Annotated in this window: 20 protein-coding genes; 14 read left to right on the top strand and 6 right to left on the bottom strand. The window is 36.2% G+C overall.

Translation table 11 applies throughout. The annotated features are described in order from the left end of the window. Positions 1–8: 8 nt before the first annotated feature. A complete protein-coding gene (locus tag ACWPWK_RS04680) occupies positions 9–710 on the bottom strand; it encodes a helix-turn-helix transcriptional regulator (protein WP_454208413.1) in 702 nt (233 codons plus the stop codon). A 1,297-nt stretch (positions 711–2,007) separates the two neighbouring features. Between ACWPWK_RS04680 and ACWPWK_RS04675 the strand changes: the two genes are divergently transcribed. Further along, positions 2,008–2,523, top strand: coding sequence for a bactofilin family protein (locus tag ACWPWK_RS04675; RefSeq protein ID WP_244184991.1), 516 nt, complete (start codon positions 2,008–2,010; stop codon positions 2,521–2,523). 81 nt (positions 2,524–2,604) lie between these two features. Then, complete coding sequence (locus tag ACWPWK_RS04670; protein WP_109371044.1) at positions 2,605–3,162, top strand: GNAT family N-acetyltransferase; 558 nt, start codon at positions 2,605–2,607, stop codon at positions 3,160–3,162. On the opposite strand, the gene ACWPWK_RS04665 is transcribed toward ACWPWK_RS04670, so the two are convergent. Next, on the bottom strand, positions 3,140–3,490 hold the full coding sequence (locus ACWPWK_RS04665) for a nitrous oxide-stimulated promoter family protein (protein ID WP_109371042.1): 351 nt from the start codon (positions 3,488–3,490) through the stop codon (positions 3,140–3,142). The genes ACWPWK_RS04670 and ACWPWK_RS04665 overlap by 23 nt on opposite strands. Before the next feature lie 178 nt (positions 3,491–3,668). Here ACWPWK_RS04665 and ACWPWK_RS04660 point away from each other — a divergent pair, with 178 nt between their 5' ends. Beyond that, positions 3,669–3,914 carry a DinI-like family protein gene (locus ACWPWK_RS04660; protein WP_036934877.1) on the top strand — a complete coding sequence of 82 codons (246 nt, stop codon included), beginning with the start codon at positions 3,669–3,671 and terminating at the stop codon, positions 3,912–3,914. Between the two features lie 121 nt (positions 3,915–4,035). Here ACWPWK_RS04660 and ACWPWK_RS04655 read toward each other — a convergent pair whose 3' ends face one another. Beyond that, positions 4,036–4,275 (bottom strand): YecH family metal-binding protein, encoded by a 240-nt coding sequence (locus ACWPWK_RS04655; RefSeq protein ID WP_023581559.1) that lies wholly within the window; start codon positions 4,273–4,275, stop codon positions 4,036–4,038. Positions 4,276–4,385: 110 nt separating this feature from the next. Next, the gene (locus ACWPWK_RS04650) at positions 4,386–4,601 is read right to left on the bottom strand and encodes a DUF465 domain-containing protein (RefSeq protein WP_109371040.1); all 216 of its coding nucleotides are present in this window, start codon (positions 4,599–4,601) and stop codon (positions 4,386–4,388) included. A gap of 252 nt (positions 4,602–4,853) precedes the next feature. On the opposite strand from ACWPWK_RS04650, the gene eco reads away from it, so the two are divergent. Then, positions 4,854–5,345 carry a serine protease inhibitor ecotin gene (gene eco / locus ACWPWK_RS04645; RefSeq protein WP_023581561.1) on the top strand — a complete coding sequence of 164 codons (492 nt, stop codon included), beginning with the start codon at positions 4,854–4,856 and terminating at the stop codon, positions 5,343–5,345. A gap of 88 nt (positions 5,346–5,433) precedes the next feature. Here eco and ACWPWK_RS04640 read toward each other — a convergent pair whose 3' ends face one another. Then, positions 5,434–5,871: a universal stress protein gene (locus tag ACWPWK_RS04640; RefSeq protein WP_023581562.1), complete on the bottom strand. Its 438-nt coding sequence runs from the start codon at positions 5,869–5,871 to the stop codon at positions 5,434–5,436. 534 nt (positions 5,872–6,405) lie between these two features. Here ACWPWK_RS04640 and ACWPWK_RS04635 point away from each other — a divergent pair. After that, positions 6,406–7,320: a cation diffusion facilitator family transporter gene (locus ACWPWK_RS04635; RefSeq protein ID WP_109371479.1), complete on the top strand. Its 915-nt coding sequence runs from the start codon at positions 6,406–6,408 to the stop codon at positions 7,318–7,320. Positions 7,321–7,401: 81 nt separating this feature from the next. Here the strand turns inward: ACWPWK_RS04635 and ghrB are convergent, their stop codons facing one another. Beyond that, entirely contained in the window at positions 7,402–8,361 is a 960-nt protein-coding gene (gene ghrB / locus ACWPWK_RS04630) for a glyoxylate/hydroxypyruvate reductase GhrB (protein WP_109371038.1), read from the bottom strand. Positions 8,362–8,973: 612 nt separating this feature from the next. On the opposite strand from ghrB, the gene galE reads away from it, so the two are divergent. The 9 genes from galE to ACWPWK_RS04585 all read left to right on the top strand — a co-directional run bounded on the left by galE (position 8,974) and on the right by ACWPWK_RS04585 (position 21,562). Beyond that, on the top strand, positions 8,974–9,990 hold the full coding sequence (galE, locus tag ACWPWK_RS04625) for a UDP-glucose 4-epimerase GalE (RefSeq protein WP_109371036.1): 1,017 nt from the start codon (positions 8,974–8,976) through the stop codon (positions 9,988–9,990). A 45-nt stretch (positions 9,991–10,035) separates the two neighbouring features. After that, positions 10,036–11,091 carry a UDP-glucose--hexose-1-phosphate uridylyltransferase gene (locus ACWPWK_RS04620; protein WP_109371034.1) on the top strand — a complete coding sequence of 352 codons (1,056 nt, stop codon included), beginning with the start codon at positions 10,036–10,038 and terminating at the stop codon, positions 11,089–11,091. Positions 11,092–11,349: 258 nt separating this feature from the next. Continuing rightward, positions 11,350–12,510, top strand: coding sequence for a galactokinase (galK, locus tag ACWPWK_RS04615; protein ID WP_109371032.1), 1,161 nt, complete (start codon positions 11,350–11,352; stop codon positions 12,508–12,510). Beyond that, on the top strand, positions 12,510–13,580 hold the full coding sequence (gene galM / locus ACWPWK_RS04610) for a galactose-1-epimerase (protein WP_109371030.1): 1,071 nt from the start codon (positions 12,510–12,512) through the stop codon (positions 13,578–13,580). Before galK ends, galM begins: the two co-directional genes overlap by 1 nt. A 183-nt stretch (positions 13,581–13,763) precedes the next feature. After that, positions 13,764–14,774: a substrate-binding domain-containing protein gene (locus tag ACWPWK_RS04605; RefSeq protein ID WP_109371028.1), complete on the top strand. Its 1,011-nt coding sequence runs from the start codon at positions 13,764–13,766 to the stop codon at positions 14,772–14,774. A gap of 322 nt (positions 14,775–15,096) precedes the next feature. Then, positions 15,097–16,731 (top strand): sodium/sugar symporter, encoded by a 1,635-nt coding sequence (locus ACWPWK_RS04600; RefSeq protein ID WP_109371026.1) that lies wholly within the window; start codon positions 15,097–15,099, stop codon positions 16,729–16,731. A 257-nt stretch (positions 16,732–16,988) separates the two neighbouring features. Next, positions 16,989–19,025, top strand: coding sequence for an IreA family TonB-dependent siderophore receptor (locus ACWPWK_RS04595; protein ID WP_109371024.1), 2,037 nt, complete (start codon positions 16,989–16,991; stop codon positions 19,023–19,025). 114 nt (positions 19,026–19,139) lie between these two features. Continuing rightward, positions 19,140–19,997, top strand: coding sequence for an alpha/beta hydrolase (locus ACWPWK_RS04590; protein WP_244184990.1), 858 nt, complete (start codon positions 19,140–19,142; stop codon positions 19,995–19,997). Between the two features lie 398 nt (positions 19,998–20,395). Further along, positions 20,396–21,562 carry an MFS transporter gene (locus ACWPWK_RS04585; RefSeq protein ID WP_109371020.1) on the top strand — a complete coding sequence of 389 codons (1,167 nt, stop codon included), beginning with the start codon at positions 20,396–20,398 and terminating at the stop codon, positions 21,560–21,562. The last annotated feature ends 70 nt before the right edge of the window (positions 21,563–21,632 follow it).

Raw genomic sequence — 21,632 nt, 5'->3', positions numbered from 1 at the left:
CGGATTTTTTATAATTTTAATCTGATGTTTCTCGCTTTACTTGGTGTCATATTAAAACGACGATGATAACTTTGTGTAAAGTAAGATTGGCTTGAAAAGCCTGACTCCATAGAAATATCAACAATACTCATTTCAGTAGTCAGCAATAGTTGATGTGCGTAAATAATTCTTCTTTCGCAGATCCATGTTCTTGGTGATGTGCCATAGACGTGGTTAAAAAGCTCTTTAAATGTTGTTAACCCCATACCAAATTCACGGGCAAATTGTTTTAGCTTCCAACTTTTTAAATGATTTTTTTCCATAAATATTTTCAAGCGATCAACTTGGCGATGACTGAGTTGACGCAATAATGCCATTAAATCTGACCCTTGTTCTGTTGACAGTAAAAGAATTAAAAGCTCTTCAATTCGTAACCGTGTGAACGCTTCAGGGCAGGATTGGGCGGTGAGATATTCAAAACCATTGCTACAAAAGTGAATAAGAGGAGAGTTTTGAAAACAAATAAAGGCACTAGAAAATTCTTCATCCCTTGCTATATTACACAAAATATCGTTGTATTTTGACATGAAATCTCTTAAGAAATCATCTGAAAGGGGTATCGCAATAATCTCTACAGGATCGGTACCTTGTGTTTTTAATGTGTAATTGCCCTGTTGTAAAAAAAGAACTTGATCTTGGTTTGCTGTGATTGTATCCGTACAGTTTTGCAAAATAAGTGTGTTTTTCCGAATAAGGAAGAGGGCTTTTTGTTCATTTTCTAGTATTTGATATTGTGGATAGAAAAAAGATTTTTTTTGAATCGCACAATCGTTTTGATTTTTTTGTCACATTGCATTGTATTCATAATTCGCCCAGAAATTATTATATGAGTATCACTGTATTTTTATAATGATAAATATAAGAACATTTATAAAAACACTTCTTTATTATTGAGTGCTATTAAAAATAAAAAGGAGACTATTTTCTTTAATTTGATGATGTTTTTTTTTAGATATTAGACACTGCATTTTGTTTTGCTAATTTAAGATAAGTCATTTTGTTAATTTAATGGGGTTTGGTATAAATTGCAAAAGAAAATTAAATAAGAAAAAATTTTTATTTTAGGCAATAAAGAATGGTAAGTGCATTTGTGTAATCAATAATTTACACTTATTTTTTAAAGTATTAAAGTTTATATATAACATGGAGTTATTCTTACTTAGTTTTCTTTACAGTGTAAATAAATAATAGATGAATTTAAAAGATAGGTATAATCATTGTTTTTTATTGTGGTTATTTTGTTGTTTGATTGTTATGTTTTATTTGAAAAGATAAAGTTATAAAATGTAAGTTAAAACTAAAAAAGAAAACTAGTTTTCCCTGTTATATTAACATAAGTTATAAAAATGGATAAGTAAAGATTAATGTTAACAAAAAATAAACATAAATCTCACACTTAAATCTGATTTCTTCTTGGTAATTTTTCATTTCCATTTTTACTGTGACAGATGTCTCATATTTTTATTTTGAAAAATTAGATTGTTCTGCGGCTTTATAATAAATATTTTTGAACAATATTTTTATAAAAAAAGAATATAAGTATAAAATGTTAATTTTTAATGCGAAATATTTATCTAGATAAGTGTTTGCTACTCATAATTTATTTACATTAAAGTTTGGTGATTAAAATAGATAATCTTTGTGTTTAATTAAATATTATTTAGTCTAAGGAACAAATCAAAAAACTAAAAGGTAATAATAGGCTTATTGCTGGCATTATGCTTGCCATCTATTTATTAGAATGGTGAATGCATAAGTGTATTTATTGTCAGGGAGATAAGGATATAGCTAATTATGGAGAATAAGCGAACACTGCGAAATATTATATTCAGCGGGATATGGATAATTTGGACTCTTGCCTTAATTGCTTTTTGGCGTTATCAAATGGCAGGCGAATTTTTGATTATTCTAATCCTAATTTTTAGCATTATTATTTATTATATGACGTTGAGGTTAAAAAAAACCGCTATGTTTAGTCGTAAAACTGAAACACCAAAAGCAGCAGAGCCTGTTGCACCAGTAATAACAGAAGAGAAAAAACCGATGCCAGAGCAGAAATTATACACGATTATTGCAAAAGGAACGGTATTCCAAGGCGATATTAATGTTGAAGGCGATATCCAAATTTGGGGTAAAGTAGCTGGTAATATTAATGTCAAAGATGGCGTTATTCGTGTTATGCATGCGGGACAAGTTGAAGGCGAATTAGCAGCACCAGATATTATTATTGACGGTTTTGTAAAAGGAATTTGTGCTGCTAATAACCTAGATATTTTAGAGCATGGTGAATTACGTGGTACGAGCCGTTGTGGCAGTATGTCTATTAAGCGTGGTGGTATTTTTACTGGGCAATCAGAGCAAGTTGAACATCAAGCAAAATCAGTTGCTCAACAACGCGTTGTTTCAATAAAAGAAAGCTCTAATGCAAATAAAGATAAAGTTGTTGCTCCAGTAGAAAACCAACTAAAAGAAAACAAAAAATAAAGTACCATTTTTCTTTTCATTGTTCGTTGCTTATCCTATTTTATCGCTATTATCTTAATTTTATATAAACAGAGAATAACGATGAATTTAGATACTCCCAGACTACACCTAAGAGAATGGCGTGAGAGTGATAAAGCGCCATTTTTTTCTGAAATCAACTCTTCACCTGAAGTGATGCGCTATTTTCCTTGCACTTTATCTCAATTAGAAAGTGATAATATGGTTGAGGTTATCCGTGAAAAATTTGTTCAACAAAATGGATGGGGAATGTGGGCAGTTGAATTAAAAGAGACTCAAGAATTTATTGGTTTTGTTGGATTAAATATTCCAGCAGCGCCTTTGCCATTTAATCCCTGCATAGAAATTGGTTGGCGGATTGCGAAAAAGTTTTGGCGAAAAGGTTATACTTATGAAGCGGCGTTAGCTGTATTTAAATTTGCTTTTGAGACTTTGGAGTTAGAGGAAGTTGTTGCTTTTACCGCGGTTTCAAACCTTCCATCTCAAGGTGTAATGCAAAAACTAGGTATGCATCAGTCTGATAATTTCTTTCATCCAGCATTAGATAAGACCCATCCTCTCGCTGAGCATGTTTTATACCGCTTGAAGAAATCCGATTTTACTTTTCAGTCGAACGAATAGTGCGTTTTTTTTCAGGAAGTGGAGGAACAGGTTTTTTATCGTCAATAAGATGGCGTATTGCTAAGATTGGATGATAAATTAACATTCGTGGACCAGCCCAACGCATGATTTGTTTCATTGTTTCTCGTTTTGCTGGTTGGTAACAATGGATAGGGCATTGTTTACAAGCGGGTTTGTCTTCACCATAACGACATTTATCTAATCGGTTATAGGAATAATTGATTAATTTTTGATAATAATCTGAGTCAGCTTCAGGATGTGAATGAGCATAAAGGTGAACCATTTTTTGAATGGTTTTTTTTTCACGATTTATTCTTTTTCCTGACATACTTTTCTCTCTTAGTTGTATGTTGCATTTGTTATGCATCTTATCATTAAGCCGATAGAGACGCTAAAATATTATTTAATGCGTAATAATAAAAAATTTACTAAAAAGGCTTTTCTTTTTTCTTAGAATATAATACTGTATTTATATACAGTCTATTTGCCTTTAAATGGTGAAACCAATGCGTGTGGAAATTTTATTTAATAAACAATCTAAGATAACCGACTCATTATTTCCGCTCTTAGAACACGAACTGAGAAAAAAGATCATTCCAGAATATCCAGATATGCAGTTTCGTATTGCCTTTAGCAGCATGAATTCGATTCAAGTTACAGGCATAAAAGATGAAACGAAGCATGAACACATAATGGAACTTATTCAAAGCGTTTGGGAAGATGATGGCTGGTTGCAAACAGACGATGAATAAAATGTAGTAAATAAAGTAATTACGATTGTCAGAACGAATTGGCTTTTTATTTGTTTATATAAAAAGCCAATGATATAGAAAAGGAAATCACTGGCAATCGAGCTTTAAAACTGTATATCTATCAATGATGACAAATCTTATTTTCACTCGTTGTAAATCCACCTTCTGCTGGAATAAATTTACCTTTCCTTTCTAAGAAATCAACTAATTCAGTCGCTGTCATATTTTCAGCTGAACAAGTATGAAAACGTGAGTCATTGCCGAATTGTTTATGGATAGCATCAATTAGCGATGTTTTAGTAAATGCAGTCTCTGAAGAAAGGATCATTTGCAAAACTTCATGACCATGTATTGATGACATATTGAGCCCCTAAAAAATAAAAGATACATTAATTATGCATCTTTATGGGGTAGTATCTTTGTTTTTAATCATAAAAAGCGATGACAGATTATCATCGCTTAAAAAGAGCCTTATTTTTCACATCGTTGAAGTATTTTTTGCATTTCATCTTTAAGATGAAGCTTTTCTTTTTTTAGTTTGGCAACTTCATCGTTATAGCCAGCTCCGTTAGGACCTTCTAATTTAGCAATTTCTTGATCGAGTCGATGATGTTTATCGTAGAGAGCTTCAAAGCGGGGATCACTATTTCTTAATTGAGAAACAAGGGCTTGTTGATCTGAGAACATATAACCTCCTATGAAAAGAAATTGGGTCTCTATTTCAGTATAATCATAGATAGCTTATCTGCACGGTGATGTATCACAAATTTACATTTCATGAAAAAACGTGATTTTTCTTTTTAAAACATTCAGAATTATCCACTCATAGTACTATTTACTAAGATGTTAGCATTCAAGCACTAAAAATATTAGTATTCAGATAATGAGCAATAAAAACATCTGACTAATTTTGTTAACGGCGAAGTGTTCGCTGTAAAAATGGAGAGAGTGATGAACAAAGTAATATTATCTTTAGTAGCCGCAATGTCTTTATCTGCGTGTGCACAAGCTACTGACAGTTTAGATAAAGTTGCACCTTATCCTAAGGCTCAAGAAAATCAAGTTCGTCATGTTATCGAATTAGAGAAAAAAGATAATGAAAGCAATTACCAAGTTGAATTAATTATTGGTAAAGAACTTAAAGTAGATTGCAACCATCAGTGGTTTGGTGCGGATTTAGATGAAAAGAATTTAGAAGGTTGGGGTTATAGCTATTATGTTGTTGGCGATTTAAATGGCCCAATGTCAACAATGATGGGATGTGCTGACAATACGAAAAAAGATGCCTTTGTACAGGCAAATATGGGATCAGATGCCTTTATCCGCTATAACAGCAAATTACCTATCGTTGTTTATGCACCAAAAGATGTTGATGTGAAATATCGCATTTGGTCAGCGGCTGAGACTACTCAAGATTCAGTTAAAAAATAACAGTCAATCTGATTTAAAATAGACCATCATTTGCTAAAAAGCCCTTTGTTGTTGAGACAAAGGGCTTTATTGTTATTTAAGCTAAATATTAACGTATAACTAAAACTGACATTTTGGCATGGCGTACAATTGATGATGCTGTTGAGCCTAATAAATAAGAGGAAACATTAGGTCTATGTGACGCAATCGCAATTAAATCAGCATCAATATGGCGGGCATATTCTAAAATTTCATCTTTTGCGTTACCAACACCAACATTACATATAATTTGCTCATCAGGAATTTTTGCATCTTTAATCATTTCTTGTAGTGCAACAAAAGCAAGACGAGTACGTTCTGACGAGTCTTTGAATTTTTCAGGAATAGCAGCAAACTCGATACCAAAGAAAAGTTCAGCATTAGGAATAACGGTGAGGAAGTGGATCTCAGGTTTACCCACCTTTGCTATTTGTTCAATGTGAGCGATTAGTTCCTGAGAAAGTTCATCTTCTAAAATATCAATGGGAACTAGGATTTTCTTATACATTACAAACCTCACTTAGCGTTAGTTTAAAATATTTACCATTATCGCCTAATAGTAAAAAATAGCTGTGATCTGTGTTTTAAATAAGAGTGAGAATGATTATTTACTACTTTACATTATTAAGCATTAAAAATTAAAAACAGTCTGAAATAATATTAACAATATAATGAAAATAAGTTATATACCTTAACTCGTTGACAGGGAAGCAATTAATAATGTCATGTTAAAAATAAATTTCTCTTTTTCTCATTAAAAATAGAAAATGCATAAAAGAATGATTATCAATTATATTATTGTTCTGTATCTATAAGATTTTATTGATAAAAATAAGAGACAGAAAGATTTAAATATGGCATATTAATAGACAATGACATCTCAATATGATGTCTGGACAGCAATCTTAGTCCCTAAACTGGATTGTTATTCAGAGTCGTCCTTTATCCTCACCAATGAGTTATGGAACCTGAAATAACCTATGGAACTCTATTTATTTATGGCAATAGAGTAGGCTATTTAAAACCAAATAAGATTATTATTATGACACATAATCACATTGATGATATTGAGTTGGATCGGGCTGATAATAAGCAGTCTGAAAAATTTAAGGCAGCTAAGAAAAGCACGTTAGTGAGTGTTTTTGTCAATATCATTTTATCCATTTGGCAAATTACAGTGGGCTTTTTTTCACACTCTCAAGGTTTAATTGCCGATGGCATTCACTCACTCTCTGATCTTATTGCTGACTTTGTTGTTTTAATTGCCAATAAAGGTAGTCAGAAACAACCTGATGCTGATCATCCTTATGGGCATTTTCGTTATGAAAATGCGGCATCACTTATTCTTGGGACGATTTTATTAATTGTTGGTTTAGGAATGGTGTTTTCTGCCATTCATAAAATTTTAGATCCCTCTACTATTCCTGAAGTTCATAGTGTTGCTTTATATGTGGCTTTACTTGCATTAGCTGCTAAAGAAGGATTATTTCGCTATATGCTTGCTGTTGCAAAAAAAGTGGACTCAAATATGTTAGTCGCAAATGCTTGGCATGCGCGTTCTGATGCAGCTTCTTCATTAGTTGTTGCGATTGGTATTATCGGAAGTTTGGCTGGATTTAAATTTTTTGACCCATTAGCAGCATTAATTGTCGGACTATTTGTCGGTCGTATGGGATGGCGTTTTACTTATCAAGCTCTACAGGATTTAATGGACAGAGGGGCTGATAAAGAGACGCTGGAAGAGATTAAACAGATGCTGGTTTCAACTCCAGGCGTGCAAGGCGTTCATGATTTAAAGACGCGTCGTTCAGGTGATTATTTACTCGTAGATGTACATCTTGAAATTAAAGGTGATCTCACCGTTAATGAAAGTCACGAGATTGTTGTTAATGCACGTAATAAGGTTTTGCAAAATAAACAGATCTTGAGTGTGATGGCTCACGTTGATCCTGCTTAAACTGATTTGCACATCTAATAAAAAAGGTAATGATAGATTTTCATTACCTTTTTTGTATCTAAAAAAACGCTATTTACTATTTTAGAAATTGACGCAGTTTTCTTTTATGTGATCACTTAGCGCCGCAATCAGATTATCTACTGCACATTCAGCCATCGCATAGCGAGTCTCTTTTGTTGCAGAGCCTATATGTGGAACAGCAACGACATTCTTCATCGTTAATAAAGGTGAAGATGAAGATAGAGGTTCTTTTTCAAAAACATCAAGTCCAGCACCTGCGATCTCTTTTTGTTCTAATGCATGGATTAGTGCCAATTCGTCCACCACAGCTCCGCGCCCTGCATTAATTAAATAAGCGTCAGGTTTCATCATCGAAAATTGTTTCTGTCCCATTAAATGATGCGTTTCTGGTGTTAATGGTAACGTGATACAGACGAAATCTGATTGCTGTAATAAGGTCTCTAAAGTGCAATGCTTTGCAGTAAATTTATCATTTACTTCTGTATATTCTGTACGTGAGTGATAAAGAATATTCATATTAAAACCAAAGTGTGCGCGCTGTGCTAAAGCTTTGCCTATTCTCCCCATTCCAATAATACCCATGGTTTTATGATGAACGTCAGTGCCATACCAATCAGGTGTGATACCTTTGATCCATAAGCCTTGTTTAATATTATCAGCAAGTTCAGGAATACGTCTTGCTACGGCAAGTACTAATCCCATCATGGTATCTGCGACGGTGTCTGTTAATACGGTTGGAGTATGCATTAGTTTAATATTACGTTTAGTGAGTGCATTAACGTCAACATTGTCATAGCCAACAGAAACCGTTGAAACGGCTTTTAAATGAGGTGCTTGATTAATAAAATTTTCATCGATGTTGCCACCAGCACCTAAGAGTCCTGACGCATTTGCCAATGTGGAACGAAAATCATTAGAGTCTAAAGAGAGCGTTTTAAATTGTTTGATATCAGCAAAATCAGCTAGTTTTTTGTACAGTTTTTCAGGAAGATCTTGATATAGCACGACAATCGGTTTCATTATATTTTCCTTATATACTCGTCATACTTCAAACTACAGCGTTGTTGACTGGGTTCACTCGCATTAGTCACATACTTCAATACTCGTCATACACTGCGTTCATTCGCACTAGTCACATACTAATGTATGCTCCTAGCAACTCATTTACTTGTCGCCTAGCTGTGCCTTGAATTATTTAGAGTATATATTCAACGTGTTTATTAATGGTGATTATTGTATGTAGTCGTTGACTCGTTTTTCCCCGAATTATTTAGAGGGGAGTGTTCTTACTCCGCTTAAACATATTAGCGAGGAAGTTAATAAGGTATGATAAAACCCATTGAATGTCAGTTTTATCATATAATTAGCGCATTAAATGAGATGTAATCGTTTACTTTTAATGTGTATTATTTTTAGTGTTAAGGCGAGATATAGTGTTACTTATTCTATTGGATTACTGTAATACAATTTTAAATTAGGATGTTGTATAAAAATTTAAAGCGCGCCAAAAGAGTGTAAACGTTTACACTAAATGTCGGTTTGATCACGAAATGATTTTGTTGATCTTGCTAAACTCTGTGTCAGTGAACAGAAACCGTCTTGCGCTTTTCCTTTGAATCAAAAGAGGTGAATGTGGAAATATTAGTGACAGGTGGTATGGGATATATCGGTAGTCATACTTGCGTACAAATGATTGAAGCAGGCATGACACCGATTATTTACGATAATCTTAGCAATGCGAATGAAGAAGTACTTAATCGTGTTGAAGCCCTAACAGGTAAACGCCCTCTGTTTTATAACGGTGATATTCGTGATGAGCAGCTATTAGCATCAATTTTTGCTAAGCATTCTATTCAGTCTGTTATTCATTTCGCGGGATTAAAAGCGGTTGGTGAATCCGTCCAGAAGCCAATTGAATATTATGACAACAATGTTAATGGCACATTGGTGCTCGTACGTTGTATGCGTGATGCGGGCGTAAAAAGCATTATTTTTAGCTCATCTGCAACTGTTTATGGTGATCCGCAAGCGGTTCCTATCACTGAAGATTCGCCAGTAGGGGGTACGACTAACCCTTATGGTACCAGTAAATATATGGTTGAGCGCATTTTATCTGACTTATTTATTGCTGATGAAAGTTGGTCTATTAGTTTGTTGCGTTATTTTAACCCAGTAGGGGCGCATCCATCAGGTACGATGGGGGAAGATCCTAAAGGTATTCCAAATAACTTAACCCCTTATATTGCTCAAGTGGCAATTGGTCGTCGTGAACAAGTGGCTGTTTTTGGCGATGATTACCCGACAAAAGACGGTACCGGTGTTCGTGATTATATCCATGTTATGGATCTGGCAGATGGTCATATCGCAGCATTAAATGTATTAGGTAAAAAAGCGGGCTTACATATTTATAATTTGGGAACAGGTAACGGTACTAGCGTGATTGAAATGATTGAAGCATTTCGTAAAGCTAGCGGTAAACCTATTCCTTATCAATTACAAGCTCGTCGTCCTGGTGATATTGCAGAATGTTGGTCAAGCCCTGCAAAAGCAGAGAAAGATTTACACTGGAAAGCCATTCGTTCAATTGATGATATGGCTGCGGATGCTTGGCGTTGGCAGTTACAAAACCCAAATGGTTATCTGAAATAAGACGTAAAGTATTCAGATAATCTTGAATAAATAAGAGAGAAGGCTATGTCGAAACTGATTTTTGATCCTGTTGAACATCCTCATCGTCGTTATAATCCGTTAACTGGCCAGTGGATTTTAGTTTCACCACATAGAGCGAAACGACCTTGGAATGGCAAAGATGAAAAGCCTCAGATTGCGACACTTCCCTCTTATGATCCTCACTGTTATTTGTGTCCAAATAACACCCGTGTCTCTGGCGATAAAAATCCAGATTACACAGGAACGTATGTCTTTAATAATGACCATTCTGCGTTGTTGCAAGACGAATATCATATTGAGCCTTCATCAAATCCTTTATTTCAAACTCAAGCAGTAAGAGGAATTAGTCGAGTTGTCTGTTTCTCACCTGATCATGGAAAAACTATTCCTGAATTATCCGTCAGTAGCTTACGTAAAATCGTTGATACTTGGGATAATCAAATAGAAGAACTCAACAAAGAATATCTTTGGGTTCAAGTATTTGAGAATAAAGGCGAAACGATGGGATGTTCTCAACCTCATCCTCATGGGCAAATTTGGGCGAGTGATTTTTTACCTAATGAATTAGCGCGAAAAGATGCACAATTAAAAGCTTATTTTGAAAAATACGGGCGAAATCTATTAATCGATTATGTCGATGCTGAATGTAAAGATGCAAGTCGTACCGTAGTTGAAACTGAGCATTGGCTGGCGGTAGTACCTTATTGGGCTTCTTGGCCTTATGAAACGATGTTATTACCTAAAGCGCATATTCGAAGAATGAGTGAATTAAATAGTGCTCAGCGAGATGATCTTGCTATTGCAATGAAAAAATTAACAAGTCGTTATGATAATTTATTCCACTGTTCTTTCCCTTATTCAATGGGATGGCATTTTGCGCCTTCTTTTAAAGATGATAGAAATATCGATCATTGGCAATTACATGCGCTTTATTATCCGCCATTATTACGTTCAGCCACGGTGCGTAAATTTATGGTGGGATATGAAATGCTGGCAGAATCGCAAAGAGATCTAACGCCAGAACAAGCCGCGAATAATTTACGTCAAGTAAGTGACATTCATTATAAAAAGCAACGTTAATGACCATGCAATATAGCAAGGTATTTTAATTAATCTGCTTTTTGCGCACGAAATAAATTAAATCAAGCATCTTATTATTTACATAATGATGTGGTGGGTTTTTTATACCCCTCATCCTTCAAGTTGCAGAGGTGTTGGCTACGCTCAGCTACCCGAATCACATACATGAGTATGCTCATCGGGATATCTTTGCTTGCCGCCTATCTGCAACTCAAATGATTTTGAGTATATTACTTAATTTTAAGCTAAGGATTTATTATGCAGGCACTTATTAATAATGTGACTCGTTCATTTTCATCTATTTTTGGTTACGCACCTACACATTTTATTCAAGCGCCTGGTAGGGTAAATCTTATTGGCGAACACACTGATTATAATGATGGGTTTGTTTTACCTTGTGCAATTAACTATCAAATGGTCGTTGCCGCAGCAAAACGAGAAGATAATATTATTCGTGTCATTGCTGTTGATTACCAAAATGAAGTTGATGAATTTAGCCTCGATAATACCATTGAGTTTTTACCTAATAAAATGTGGGCTAACTACGTTCGAGGTGTTATTCATTTTCTACAACAAGATAACTATTCTTTTCATGGTATGGATATTGCGATATCCGGAAATGTCCCTCAAGGCGCAGGGTTAAGTTCTTCTGCTGCGTTAGAAGTCGCCATTGGTCAAACGCTTAAAACACTTTATCAATTACCTATTAGCCAAAAAGAGATTGCATTAAATGGCCAAAAAGCAGAAAACCAATTTGTGGGTTGTAACTGCGGCATTATGGATCAGCTTATTTCGGCTTGTGGTGAAGAGAATCATGCACTATTAATTGATTGTCGTTCATTAGAAACGTCGGCAGTGACAATGCCCGAAAATATGGTTGTGATGATTATCAATACTAATAAAAAGCGTGGGTTAGTTGATAGTGAGTACAATACTCGTCGCCAACAGTGTGAAGAAGCTGCTCAGATTTTAAATGTAACTGCATTAAGAGATGCCACATTAGAGGATCTACTTGCTAAAAAAGCATTAATGAGCGACGTGGTTTATCGTCGGGCTCGCCATGTTATTACTGAAAATAGCCGTACATTAGAAGCGGCTGACGCCTTGCGTGAAGGTAATTTAACAACATTAAGTCAACTGATGATGCAATCACATCACTCAATGCGTGATGATTTTGAAATTACAGTCAAGGAGGTTGATTCATTGGTTGAAATTGTGAAATCGGTGATTGGTGATCGTGGTGGTGTAAGAATGACTGGTGGTGGATTTGGCGGTTGTGTCGTAGCATTAGTGACACCAGATTTAGTTGATAAAGTCATTGACTCTGTTAAGGCGCAATACGAAGCTAAAACGGGATTAAAAGAAACTATCTATGTCTGCTCTGCAAGCCAAGGAGCGGGCTATTCGGAGGCAAAATAATGGCGACTAATGAGCTTCGTTTTCTTGAACCTGAACAAATGACAGCACAACCCGCATCAGATGGAAAACCTGCGCAAATAGTAGTGCTTAAAAATCGTTTTGGTATGTCTATCTCTTTAATGGATATTGGTGCGACTTGGTTAACCTGTATTGTACCAGTTAATGGATATCGTCGAGATGTGTTATTAGGCTCGGCGGATATGAATGCCCATAAACAACAAACCGCGTATTTAGGTGCAACGGTTGGGCGTTTTGCTAATCGCATTGCAGGGGCAAAATTTGTATTAGAGGGGCAAGAATATAAAATTAGTGCGAATGAAGGTAAAAATACCTTACATGGTGGTAAGCAAAACTTTAGCCATCTTCGCTGGGGGATCACCGCGCAATCTTCTCAATCCGTCACTTTTTCACTAATTTCAAATGATGGTGACCAAGGTTTTCCTGGTACTGTAAAAGTAAGCGTGACCTATACACTGACAGATAATAATGAAGTGTGTATTGATTATCAGGCGATGAGTGATAAAACGACACCATTAAGTTTAACTAATCATGCTTATTTCAATCTTGCGGGTGAACATACTGCGCGCACTGCACTTGAGCATGATTTAAAAATTTGTGCGACTCATTATTTAAAAAATGGTAAAGGCAATATTCCTACAGGGGAGTTTGCAAGCGTAATAGGGACAGGGTTTGATTTTCGTAAATTAAAGCGTGTAGGTCTTGATTTTATGGCAGATGAGTGCCAAAAAGCCGCAAATGGTTACGATCATGCGTTTATTTTAGATAAGAAAGCGATTGATGATAAAACTCCTATTGCGACGGTGATTGCTCCTGAAGGCGAACTTAAAATGGATGTTTTTACAACCATGCCTTCTGTACAGTTCTATACAGGTAACTTTCTGGTAGGAACAAGAGGAAAGAGTCGTCATTACGGCAATTACTCAGGGTTGGCATTAGAAACACAATATTTCCCAGATGGCCCTAATCATCCAGAATGGCATGAAAACCAAGGTATTTTACCTGCAAATACCGCGTGGAATAGCCAAACAATCTATAAGTTTTACTCGTAACAACAAAAGGAAAGTGTAAACGCTTTCCTTTTCACTATTTATTTGATCTTTTTACTTTTTAAATTTTCCTTCTTCGCTGATAATCAAGCCACTTAAATTCTATTACTCTCTTTTTTCTTTGTTTGTAGATTAACGGTTCGTTATTTCTTAACCATGAATAAAGGTGATCCATAAGGGGTGGATATGGCGACTATCAAAGATGTAGCGAAAGAAGCGGGGGTTTCTGTCGCGACTGTATCTAGAGTCATTAATAACTCGCCGAAAGCAAGTCAGACATCTATTGAAACCGTTAATGCTGCGATGCAAAAGCTAGGCTATCGACCTAATGCAGCAGCAAGGGCTTTGGTTAGCCAAAGTACGCAAACTTTGGGTGTTTTAGTGCATGACGTTTCGGATCCCTTTTTTGGTACACTCGTTAAAGCGGTTGATAACGTTGCAAGACAATCAGGGAAACACATCTTGGTCTGTAATGGTTATCATGATGCTCAAGATGAGCGACAATCTATCGAGTTATTGATTAATAGTCGCTGTGATGGTCTGGTGATCCATTCAAAAGCACTCTCTGATGAAGAGTTGCTGGCTTATGCTCAAGAAGTTAAAAGCATGGTATTGATTAACCGTTTTATTCCTGAAATTGCCGAACGTTGTGTCGCTTTAGATAATTATAAAGGGGCATGGATGGCAACAGAGCATCTTATTCGTCAAGGTCATACTAAAATCGCATATATTTCATCTACTCATCATATTGAAGATACAACTCAGCGTCTTGCTGGTTATAAAGCTGCTTTAGAAGCTAATAATATCTCATTGCCAGAAAGCTATATTGAGTATGGTGAGCCTGAAGGTGAAGGCGGTGAAAAAGCAATGATGCATCTGCTAACGAAATCTATCGATTTTACAGCCGTAGTGACTTACAACGATTTTATGGCCGCTGGGGCTTTATCTGTTCTTGATGAAAATGAAATCCCTGTGCCTGAAAAAATCTCAGTTATTGGCTTTGATGACGTATTAATTGCACGCTATATTCACCCTCGTTTAACCACGGTGCGTTATCCCGTACAAATGATGGCAGAACAAGCCGCAACACTCGCTATCAGGCTTTCTAAAGGTGAAGTGCTTGAACAAAAACAACGTATTTTTTCGCCAACATTAGTTCAACGTAATTCCGTTTTTAATCTTAGTCACCTCTCTTAATTACCTAATTTTCTTTTTAATTTAATCGATCCTCTTAATGGTTTTTACATTAAGAGGCCATACTTAATTAATTTGTGTAATCGTTATCATTTGTAGGGCTTTTTCAACGATTATTTTAATATCTGAAATTTATAAAATAAAACTATCATCGTATTTTAAGCTTAAATTTTGCTTTACTCGTCATGCTAATTGTTTGTTTTCCTGTTTTATGATCCATTTACGTAACATAAGCGATAAATTTGTGAACAGAGTAACGGAAAAAGATTGTGAAAACGTTTACATTAAAATCCTATTCTCTCTATGGGTCTGAAAGGAAAATATTATGCATACAGAAGGTGTTGGGTTAAGCACAATAGACTATGCAATTTTTGCCCTCTATGTCGTCATCATTATTAGTCTAGGATTATGGGTTTCTCGTTCAAAGGATGGTGAGAAAAAAGGAACAAAGGACTATTTCTTAGCAGGTAAAACCCTTCCTTGGTGGGCAATTGGTTCTTCGCTTATTGCTGCTAATATTTCAGCAGAACAATTCATTGGTATGTCTGGTTCTGGTTTTTCCATTGGTCTTGCTATCGCTTCTTATGAATGGATGGCTGCACTGACATTAATTATTGTTGCTAAATACTTTTTACCTGTTTTTATCGAAAAAGGTATTTATACCATTCCAGAATTTGTCGAGAATCGTTTTAAAAGCCGTAACTTAAAAACCATTCTTGCCGTATTCTGGCTGGCATTATTTATCTTTGTTAACTTAACATCGGTACTATATTTAGGTTCATTGGCATTAGAAACCATCCTTGGTGTACCAATGATGTATGCCATTATTGGTTTAGCATTATTTGCTGTTGTCTATTCACTCTATGGCGGACTCTCTGCTGTTGCGTGGACAGACGTGGTACAAGTATTTTTCCTTATCCTTGGTGGCTTATTTACCACTGTATTAGCAGTCAGCTATATCGGTGGAGATGGCGGGATTATGGAAGGTTTGAGCAAAATGACACAAGCCGCACCTGATCACTTTAAAATGATCTTAGAAAAAGATAATCCGCAGTTTATGAACTTGCCGGGTATCGCGGTGCTGATTGGTGGGTTGTGGGTGGCTAACCTTTATTATTGGGGCTTTAACCAATACATTATTCAGCGTGCTTTAGCAGCTAAATCCATCAATGAAGCACAAAAAGGGTTAGTGTTTGCTGCATTCTTAAAACTGATAGTGCCTGTTCTTGTGGTTGTGCCGGGTATTGCTGCATTTGTTATTACGACTAACCCTGAATTAATGGCAGGTTTAGGTACAATGGCACAACAGCATATTCCAACTTTATCACAAGCAGATAAAGCTTATCCTTGGTTAACTCAGTTCTTACCAGTAGGTGCAAAAGGTGTTGTTTTTGCTGCACTTGCCGCTGCAATAGTTTCATCTTTGGCATCTATGCTTAACTCTATCGCGACTATTTTCACGATGGATATCTATAAAGAATATATTGGGCCAAAAGCTTCTGAAACCCGTTTAGTGAACGTGGGTCGTATTAGTGCAGTTGTTGCTTTAATTATTGCTTGCTTTATTGCACCATTATTAGGTGGTATCGATCAGGCATTCCAATATATTCAAGAATATACAGGCTTAGTCAGCCCAGGAATTTTAGCGGTATTCCTGTTAGGTTTATTCTGGAAAAAAACGAATGCAAAAGGCGCAATCATTGGTGTGGTTTTATCTATACCGTTTGCATTATTTCTAAAATTAATGCCATTAGGTATGCCATTCCTTGATCAAATGATGTACACCTTTATTTTTACTACTGTTGTGATTGCTTTAGTGAGTTTAACCTCGACTAAAACTGATGACAGTGTAGGAGCGATTGCATTAACAGATAAAACCTTTAAAACACAAAGCGGATTCAATATTGCTTCTTATGCCATTATGGTCATCTTGTGTGTGCTTTATGCCGTATTCTGGTAATAGCAAGATTGTAATTTGTTAATTTTCTAAATCTAAAAATACTCTACAAAACGATAAAAAGCAGATGGTTATGCCATCTGCTTTTTTTGTGCTCAAGATCCGCTATTTCTGTACTTAATCGGAATAGCACTAATTTGCTTTGATGCAGATTAAAAAAAAACACTAAATATGAAAAGAAAATCATTCTCATGAATATTTGATTAAGATAATATTAATCATTCTCATTACTATAACCGTTATTAATTCAGGGAACTGCTATGAACTTTAAAATGGGTGTTTTAACAGCCTGTATTTTATCTGCCTCTTATCCGCTGTATGCACAAGAAAACAAAGAAGAAAAACTTGTAGTATCAGCATCAGGGTTTGCTCAACAAATTACAGATGCACCAGCAAGTATTACCGTGATCAGCAAAGAACAACTCGCTAAAAAGCCCGTTCATGATTTAGCCGACGCCGTAAAAGGTGTTGAAGGTGTTAGCATTAATGGTAATGCTAATAAACAAGAAATCACCATGCGTGGTTTACCGGGTGACTACACCCTTATTCTTGTTGATGGTCGTCGCCAAAATAGCCGTGAGTCACGTCCTAATGGGAGTGGTGGCTATGAAGGTGGTTTTATTCCACCAGCAGAGGCGATTGAACGCATAGAAGTTATTCGTGGACCAATGTCATCTCTGTATGGTTCAGATGCAATGGGTGGTGTTATCAATATCATCACGAAACCAGTAACAAAAGAGTGGCATGGCTCTGTTGCACTTGGCGGTACATTGCAACATAACCGTGATGCAGGCGATTCCATTAATGGTGATTTTTATCTTTCAGGACCTTTAATTGAAGATAAATTAGGCTTACAGCTTTATGGCAGTAGCTATTTACGTGCTGAAGATAAAATCACTTATGGCCAAGGTCGTAATGACAATAAAAATATTACGGCAAAATTGGCATTCACACCGACTGATAATCAAACCATTTTATTAGAAGCGGGTCGCAATACGTTACAACGTACAACGACACCGGGTAAATCCATGAGCGAATTTACTATCCGTGGTGGAAAAGCGGATGAAAATAAAATGCTGGAAACCAATAATGACCGTAATCACTGGGCATTAACCTATAAAAATCAGTTTGATATTCTGCATTCAGAATTAAGTGTTTATCAAGAACAGACTAAACGCATCACCAAAACAGAAATGATTGATAAGGTGACAAAAGAGCGCGAGAAGTATTATGAAGATCGCCGCCCTGAAATTACCAATACTGTTTTTGATGCGAAATTTACTGCATTCTTGCCTGATAACGTGATGACTTTTGGCGGCCAATATCAATATTCACGTTTAAAAGATGAATCATCCACTGGCTCTGGTGTTAAACAATCCACCATTACCGCTGATCAAAAAGCGTTATTCCTTGAAGATGAATATAGCGTAACAGACAACCTCGCGTTAACTGGCGGTGTGCGTCTTGATGATCACGAATATTACGGTAATCACTGGAGCCCAAGAGCGTATGCCGTTTATCATTTAACGGATGAATTCACTTTAAAAGGTGGTGTGGCTAAAGCCTTTAAAGCACCAAGCTTACGTGAAATTAGCCCAGAATATGGCACTTCAACAGAGAAAGGTCGCGCGATTATGTACGGTAATCGTGATTTAAAACCTGAAACATCAGTTAGCCAAGAAATTGGTATTGGCTATGATAATGGAGATGGTGTTACTGCAAGTGTGACGTTCTTTAATACTGATTTTAAAGATAAGCTAACTAACTACGACACAGGTGAAATAGACCCAATTACAGGTTTAAAACTGTATCAATACGATAATGTCGGTAAAGCGAATATTAAAGGGATTGAAACCGCGGTTGGTTTCCCAATTACGGAAAGTTGGCATGTCAATGCAAACTACACCTATATCGATTCAGAACGTAAAAGTGATGATGAAAAATTAGCATCAGGTGAATCCTTAAAAGGCTATCCATTAGATTTAACACCAAAACATAGCGCCAATGCACGAGTTGATTGGCAGTTTGACGAAGCAACCAGTTTTTATGCCAATACCGCTTATACCGGTAAGCAAGTTTGGGCGGCACAACGTAATGGTTACACTGGGGCACGTTATCGTAGTGGGTACACAACCTTTGATTTAGGAATGACCTACAACTTTAATAAAAACACGATGTTTAATTTTGCAGTATTAAATATTACAGATGAAACAGGTCCTGCTGTAAATGATAAAGGCGGTAACTGGGTTGTCGATGAAGGTCGTCGTTATTGGGCGAATATTAAATATAGCTTCTAATCGAGCCTAAATTTAAATAAACCCCGTATAAGTATGGGGTTTATTTTTTTATGCCTCTCTATTATTTTCATCTTAATGGCTCACTTTTTAAATTACCGACAGAGTATCTGATTTATGCGAATACTAATGTTATGTGGAATGATTATGTTATCTGCGGTGGCTCAAGCTAGACCTAACCAAGAAGTTCCTGAAGTTGAGTCTCAGGTTCACTTTTATTATCAAATTACAAATAAAGAAGTGGCATATGAAGGAAAACAATATCGCCTCTTTCTTGCTATTCCTAAAAACACCACTAAGACAACGCTAATTTATAGCGTTGATGGAAATGCCCAGTTTCCGTTGATGATAAACGAAGCCATAAAGCAGAAAGACAAGCCGTTGCCTGCGATTATCAGTGTGGGATATGTGGGTGATAAAGCTTATTATATTACAGAGAGAACGCATGACTACACGCCGAGTGTAAAAGGAGATGCATTTAGCCGAGGTGGAAATGCAGAAAATTTTTATCAATTTTTCTTAACGCAAGTAAGGCCTTATGCGTTAGAGCAACTCGCTAAAGAACACGTTTCGATCACTCAGCAATCTCTGTTTGGTCACTCCTTTGGTGGCGTGTTTACCCTCTATGTTTTATTCAATCATCCAGAAACATTTCAACGTTATATCGCAGCAAGCCCATCATTATGGTGGGGAAAAGGCGAATGGGTGAAACAAGAGCAATGGCAAGCTATTCCTAATGATATTTCTATTGCAATAACCTTGGGTGAAAAAGAAGAAAACCCAGATTTAAGCCAATTAAGTGAAGAACAACAGAAAAATTATCAAGAGCGTAGTAGCTGGTTAACGCAACGTCAGTTATGTCAATATTTATCGGAAGCGGGAAAACAGTGTGAGTTTTATCTGTTTGAGGGCAAAGGTCACGGTGGTTCAATTCCTGATGCCATTAAAATTGCTTTAGAGAAAAGTGTGGAATAAACAAAAGTATCTCTTCATTTTTAGCTATCCTATCGAGTAACGATAGGATAGTAATGAATGTTTATTATTTTTATTTTATTTAGCACGTATTTACTCATAGTTTTCTTAATAAAAAATACTTATCATTTAATAAAAATAAATATTAGATTAGCGCTATTTCTTTTTGGTGGAAAAAGACGATAATCATGATTGATATAAATAAAATTGTTTTCTGACATTAGATTTTATAATTTTATTTATCATCATTTAAACGCTATATTCGCGTCTCCTGAATTTAGGGACGCCATCCACTGTTTTCACCTTTGTTTCTTTTATCTTTCCTAGATAAAAGAACCGCCTCTATCAGGCATCGAGAAAACAGCGCATCATCAACCGTTTTGACTGTGGAGACGAGGGTAGTGAAACAGAACACTACTTTGGTACGCAAAGGCGACAGTACATTAGTACCTGTGGCTGGGTTAACGGTATTTGCTATCGCGTCAGGCTATTTAATGAGTTTAATTCCACTCTCTATGAGCAGTTTTGGAATGGATACGCTCTATGCCAGTTGGTTAGCAAGTATTTATTTTATTGGATTATTAATAGGTTCAGTCATGATAGAACCTATTATTGCAAGAATAGGGCACAGTCTTTCTTTCGTTGTATTTTTATTATTGTTGGCAGTGACTGTCGGTGTGTTGCCTTTAATGCCTTATTTATCAGCATGGATGGTTTTCCGTTTTATTGGTGGTATGGCGGTTGCTGGTATATTTGTTGTTGTCGAGTCATGGCTATTAATTGGCGATAATCCTAAAGAGCGAGCTAAACGCTTAGGCTTTTATATGACCTCGCTTTATGGCGGCACAACATTAGGGCAATTGGCGATTGGTGCAATTGGTACGCAAGGCGCTATCCCGTTTATGGCGATATTAGTTTTATTACTCATTGCCGTATTACCGCCTCTGCTTTTTAAACAAGGGCAACCACAAGGGCACTCTCATAAAAGTTTATCACTCAAACAGATGAGCCGATTAAATAAAGCCGCTTTAGTGGGCTGTATGGTGTCTGGCGTTGTGATGGGTAGTATTTATGGCATGATGCCATTGGCTTTAAATCAAGGGCAATTTACAACAGACCAAATAGGTGTGTTGATGGCAGCAATTATTTTAGGCGGAATGGTGATCCAGCCTATTATTAGCAAATTGTCTGTGATGATCAGCAAGACACTGTTATTAGCGATGATGTGTTTAGTGGGCGTTTTTGCCATGGGACTGACTTATCTTTCTAGCGATTATATGGTGCTTATTATTGCACTAGCGTTATTGGGAATGTCTTCTTTTGCACTTTATCCTATCGCTATTACATTGGCATGCGATCATGTGAATGCGAGTTACATTGTCGCTATTACACAAGTGATGCTATTAAGTTATAGCATTGGCTCTGCTATTGGGCCTTTAGGGGCAGGAATGTTTATGGCGCAAGCCAATAACGGCATTATGAATTTCTTCTTTGTGGTGTTATTAGTGACGGCAGTTTACATGCTGTTTGCAAGTTTACGCCGTAAAAGTCATATTGTGTTGAACTAAACTGTATTCTCTTACTTTTTCTCTTTCTTATTTTTTCCCTTATTTATCAGCCGAGCTTACCCTAAAGGTG

The sequence above is a fragment of the Proteus sp. Marseille-Q3619 genome (genome assembly GCF_965283115.1).
The sequence above is the reverse complement of the archived record's forward strand: the minus strand, read 5'-3'. Positions and strand labels throughout refer to the sequence as shown.

What these genes read in the sequence shown, in the direction of transcription:
- ACWPWK_RS04675 (WP_244184991.1), top strand. Translation starts at nt 2,008, where the DNA reads ATGTTTAGTCGTAAAACTGAAACACCAAAAGCAGCAGAGCCTGTTGCA.
- ACWPWK_RS04670 (WP_109371044.1), top strand. Translation starts at nt 2,605, where the DNA reads ATGAATTTAGATACTCCCAGACTACACCTAAGAGAATGGCGTGAGAGT.
- ACWPWK_RS04665 (WP_109371042.1), bottom strand. Translation starts at nt 3,490, where the DNA reads ATGTCAGGAAAAAGAATAAATCGTGAAAAAAAAACCATTCAAAAAATG.
- ACWPWK_RS04660 (WP_036934877.1), top strand. Translation starts at nt 3,669, where the DNA reads ATGCGTGTGGAAATTTTATTTAATAAACAATCTAAGATAACCGACTCA.
- ACWPWK_RS04655 (WP_023581559.1), bottom strand. Translation starts at nt 4,275, where the DNA reads ATGTCATCAATACATGGTCATGAAGTTTTGCAAATGATCCTTTCTTCA.
- ACWPWK_RS04650 (WP_109371040.1), bottom strand. Translation starts at nt 4,601, where the DNA reads ATGTTCTCAGATCAACAAGCCCTTGTTTCTCAATTAAGAAATAGTGAT.
- eco (WP_023581561.1), top strand. Translation starts at nt 4,854, where the DNA reads ATGGAGAGAGTGATGAACAAAGTAATATTATCTTTAGTAGCCGCAATG.
- ACWPWK_RS04640 (WP_023581562.1), bottom strand. Translation starts at nt 5,871, where the DNA reads ATGTATAAGAAAATCCTAGTTCCCATTGATATTTTAGAAGATGAACTT.
- ACWPWK_RS04635 (WP_109371479.1), top strand. Translation starts at nt 6,406, where the DNA reads ATGACACATAATCACATTGATGATATTGAGTTGGATCGGGCTGATAAT.
- ghrB (WP_109371038.1), bottom strand. Translation starts at nt 8,361, where the DNA reads ATGAAACCGATTGTCGTGCTATATCAAGATCTTCCTGAAAAACTGTAC.
- ACWPWK_RS04620 (WP_109371034.1), top strand. Translation starts at nt 10,036, where the DNA reads ATGTCGAAACTGATTTTTGATCCTGTTGAACATCCTCATCGTCGTTAT.
- galK (WP_109371032.1), top strand. Translation starts at nt 11,350, where the DNA reads ATGCAGGCACTTATTAATAATGTGACTCGTTCATTTTCATCTATTTTT.
- galM (WP_109371030.1), top strand. Translation starts at nt 12,510, where the DNA reads ATGGCGACTAATGAGCTTCGTTTTCTTGAACCTGAACAAATGACAGCA.
- ACWPWK_RS04605 (WP_109371028.1), top strand. Translation starts at nt 13,764, where the DNA reads ATGGCGACTATCAAAGATGTAGCGAAAGAAGCGGGGGTTTCTGTCGCG.
- ACWPWK_RS04600 (WP_109371026.1), top strand. Translation starts at nt 15,097, where the DNA reads ATGCATACAGAAGGTGTTGGGTTAAGCACAATAGACTATGCAATTTTT.
- ACWPWK_RS04595 (WP_109371024.1), top strand. Translation starts at nt 16,989, where the DNA reads ATGAACTTTAAAATGGGTGTTTTAACAGCCTGTATTTTATCTGCCTCT.
- ACWPWK_RS04590 (WP_244184990.1), top strand. Translation starts at nt 19,140, where the DNA reads ATGCGAATACTAATGTTATGTGGAATGATTATGTTATCTGCGGTGGCT.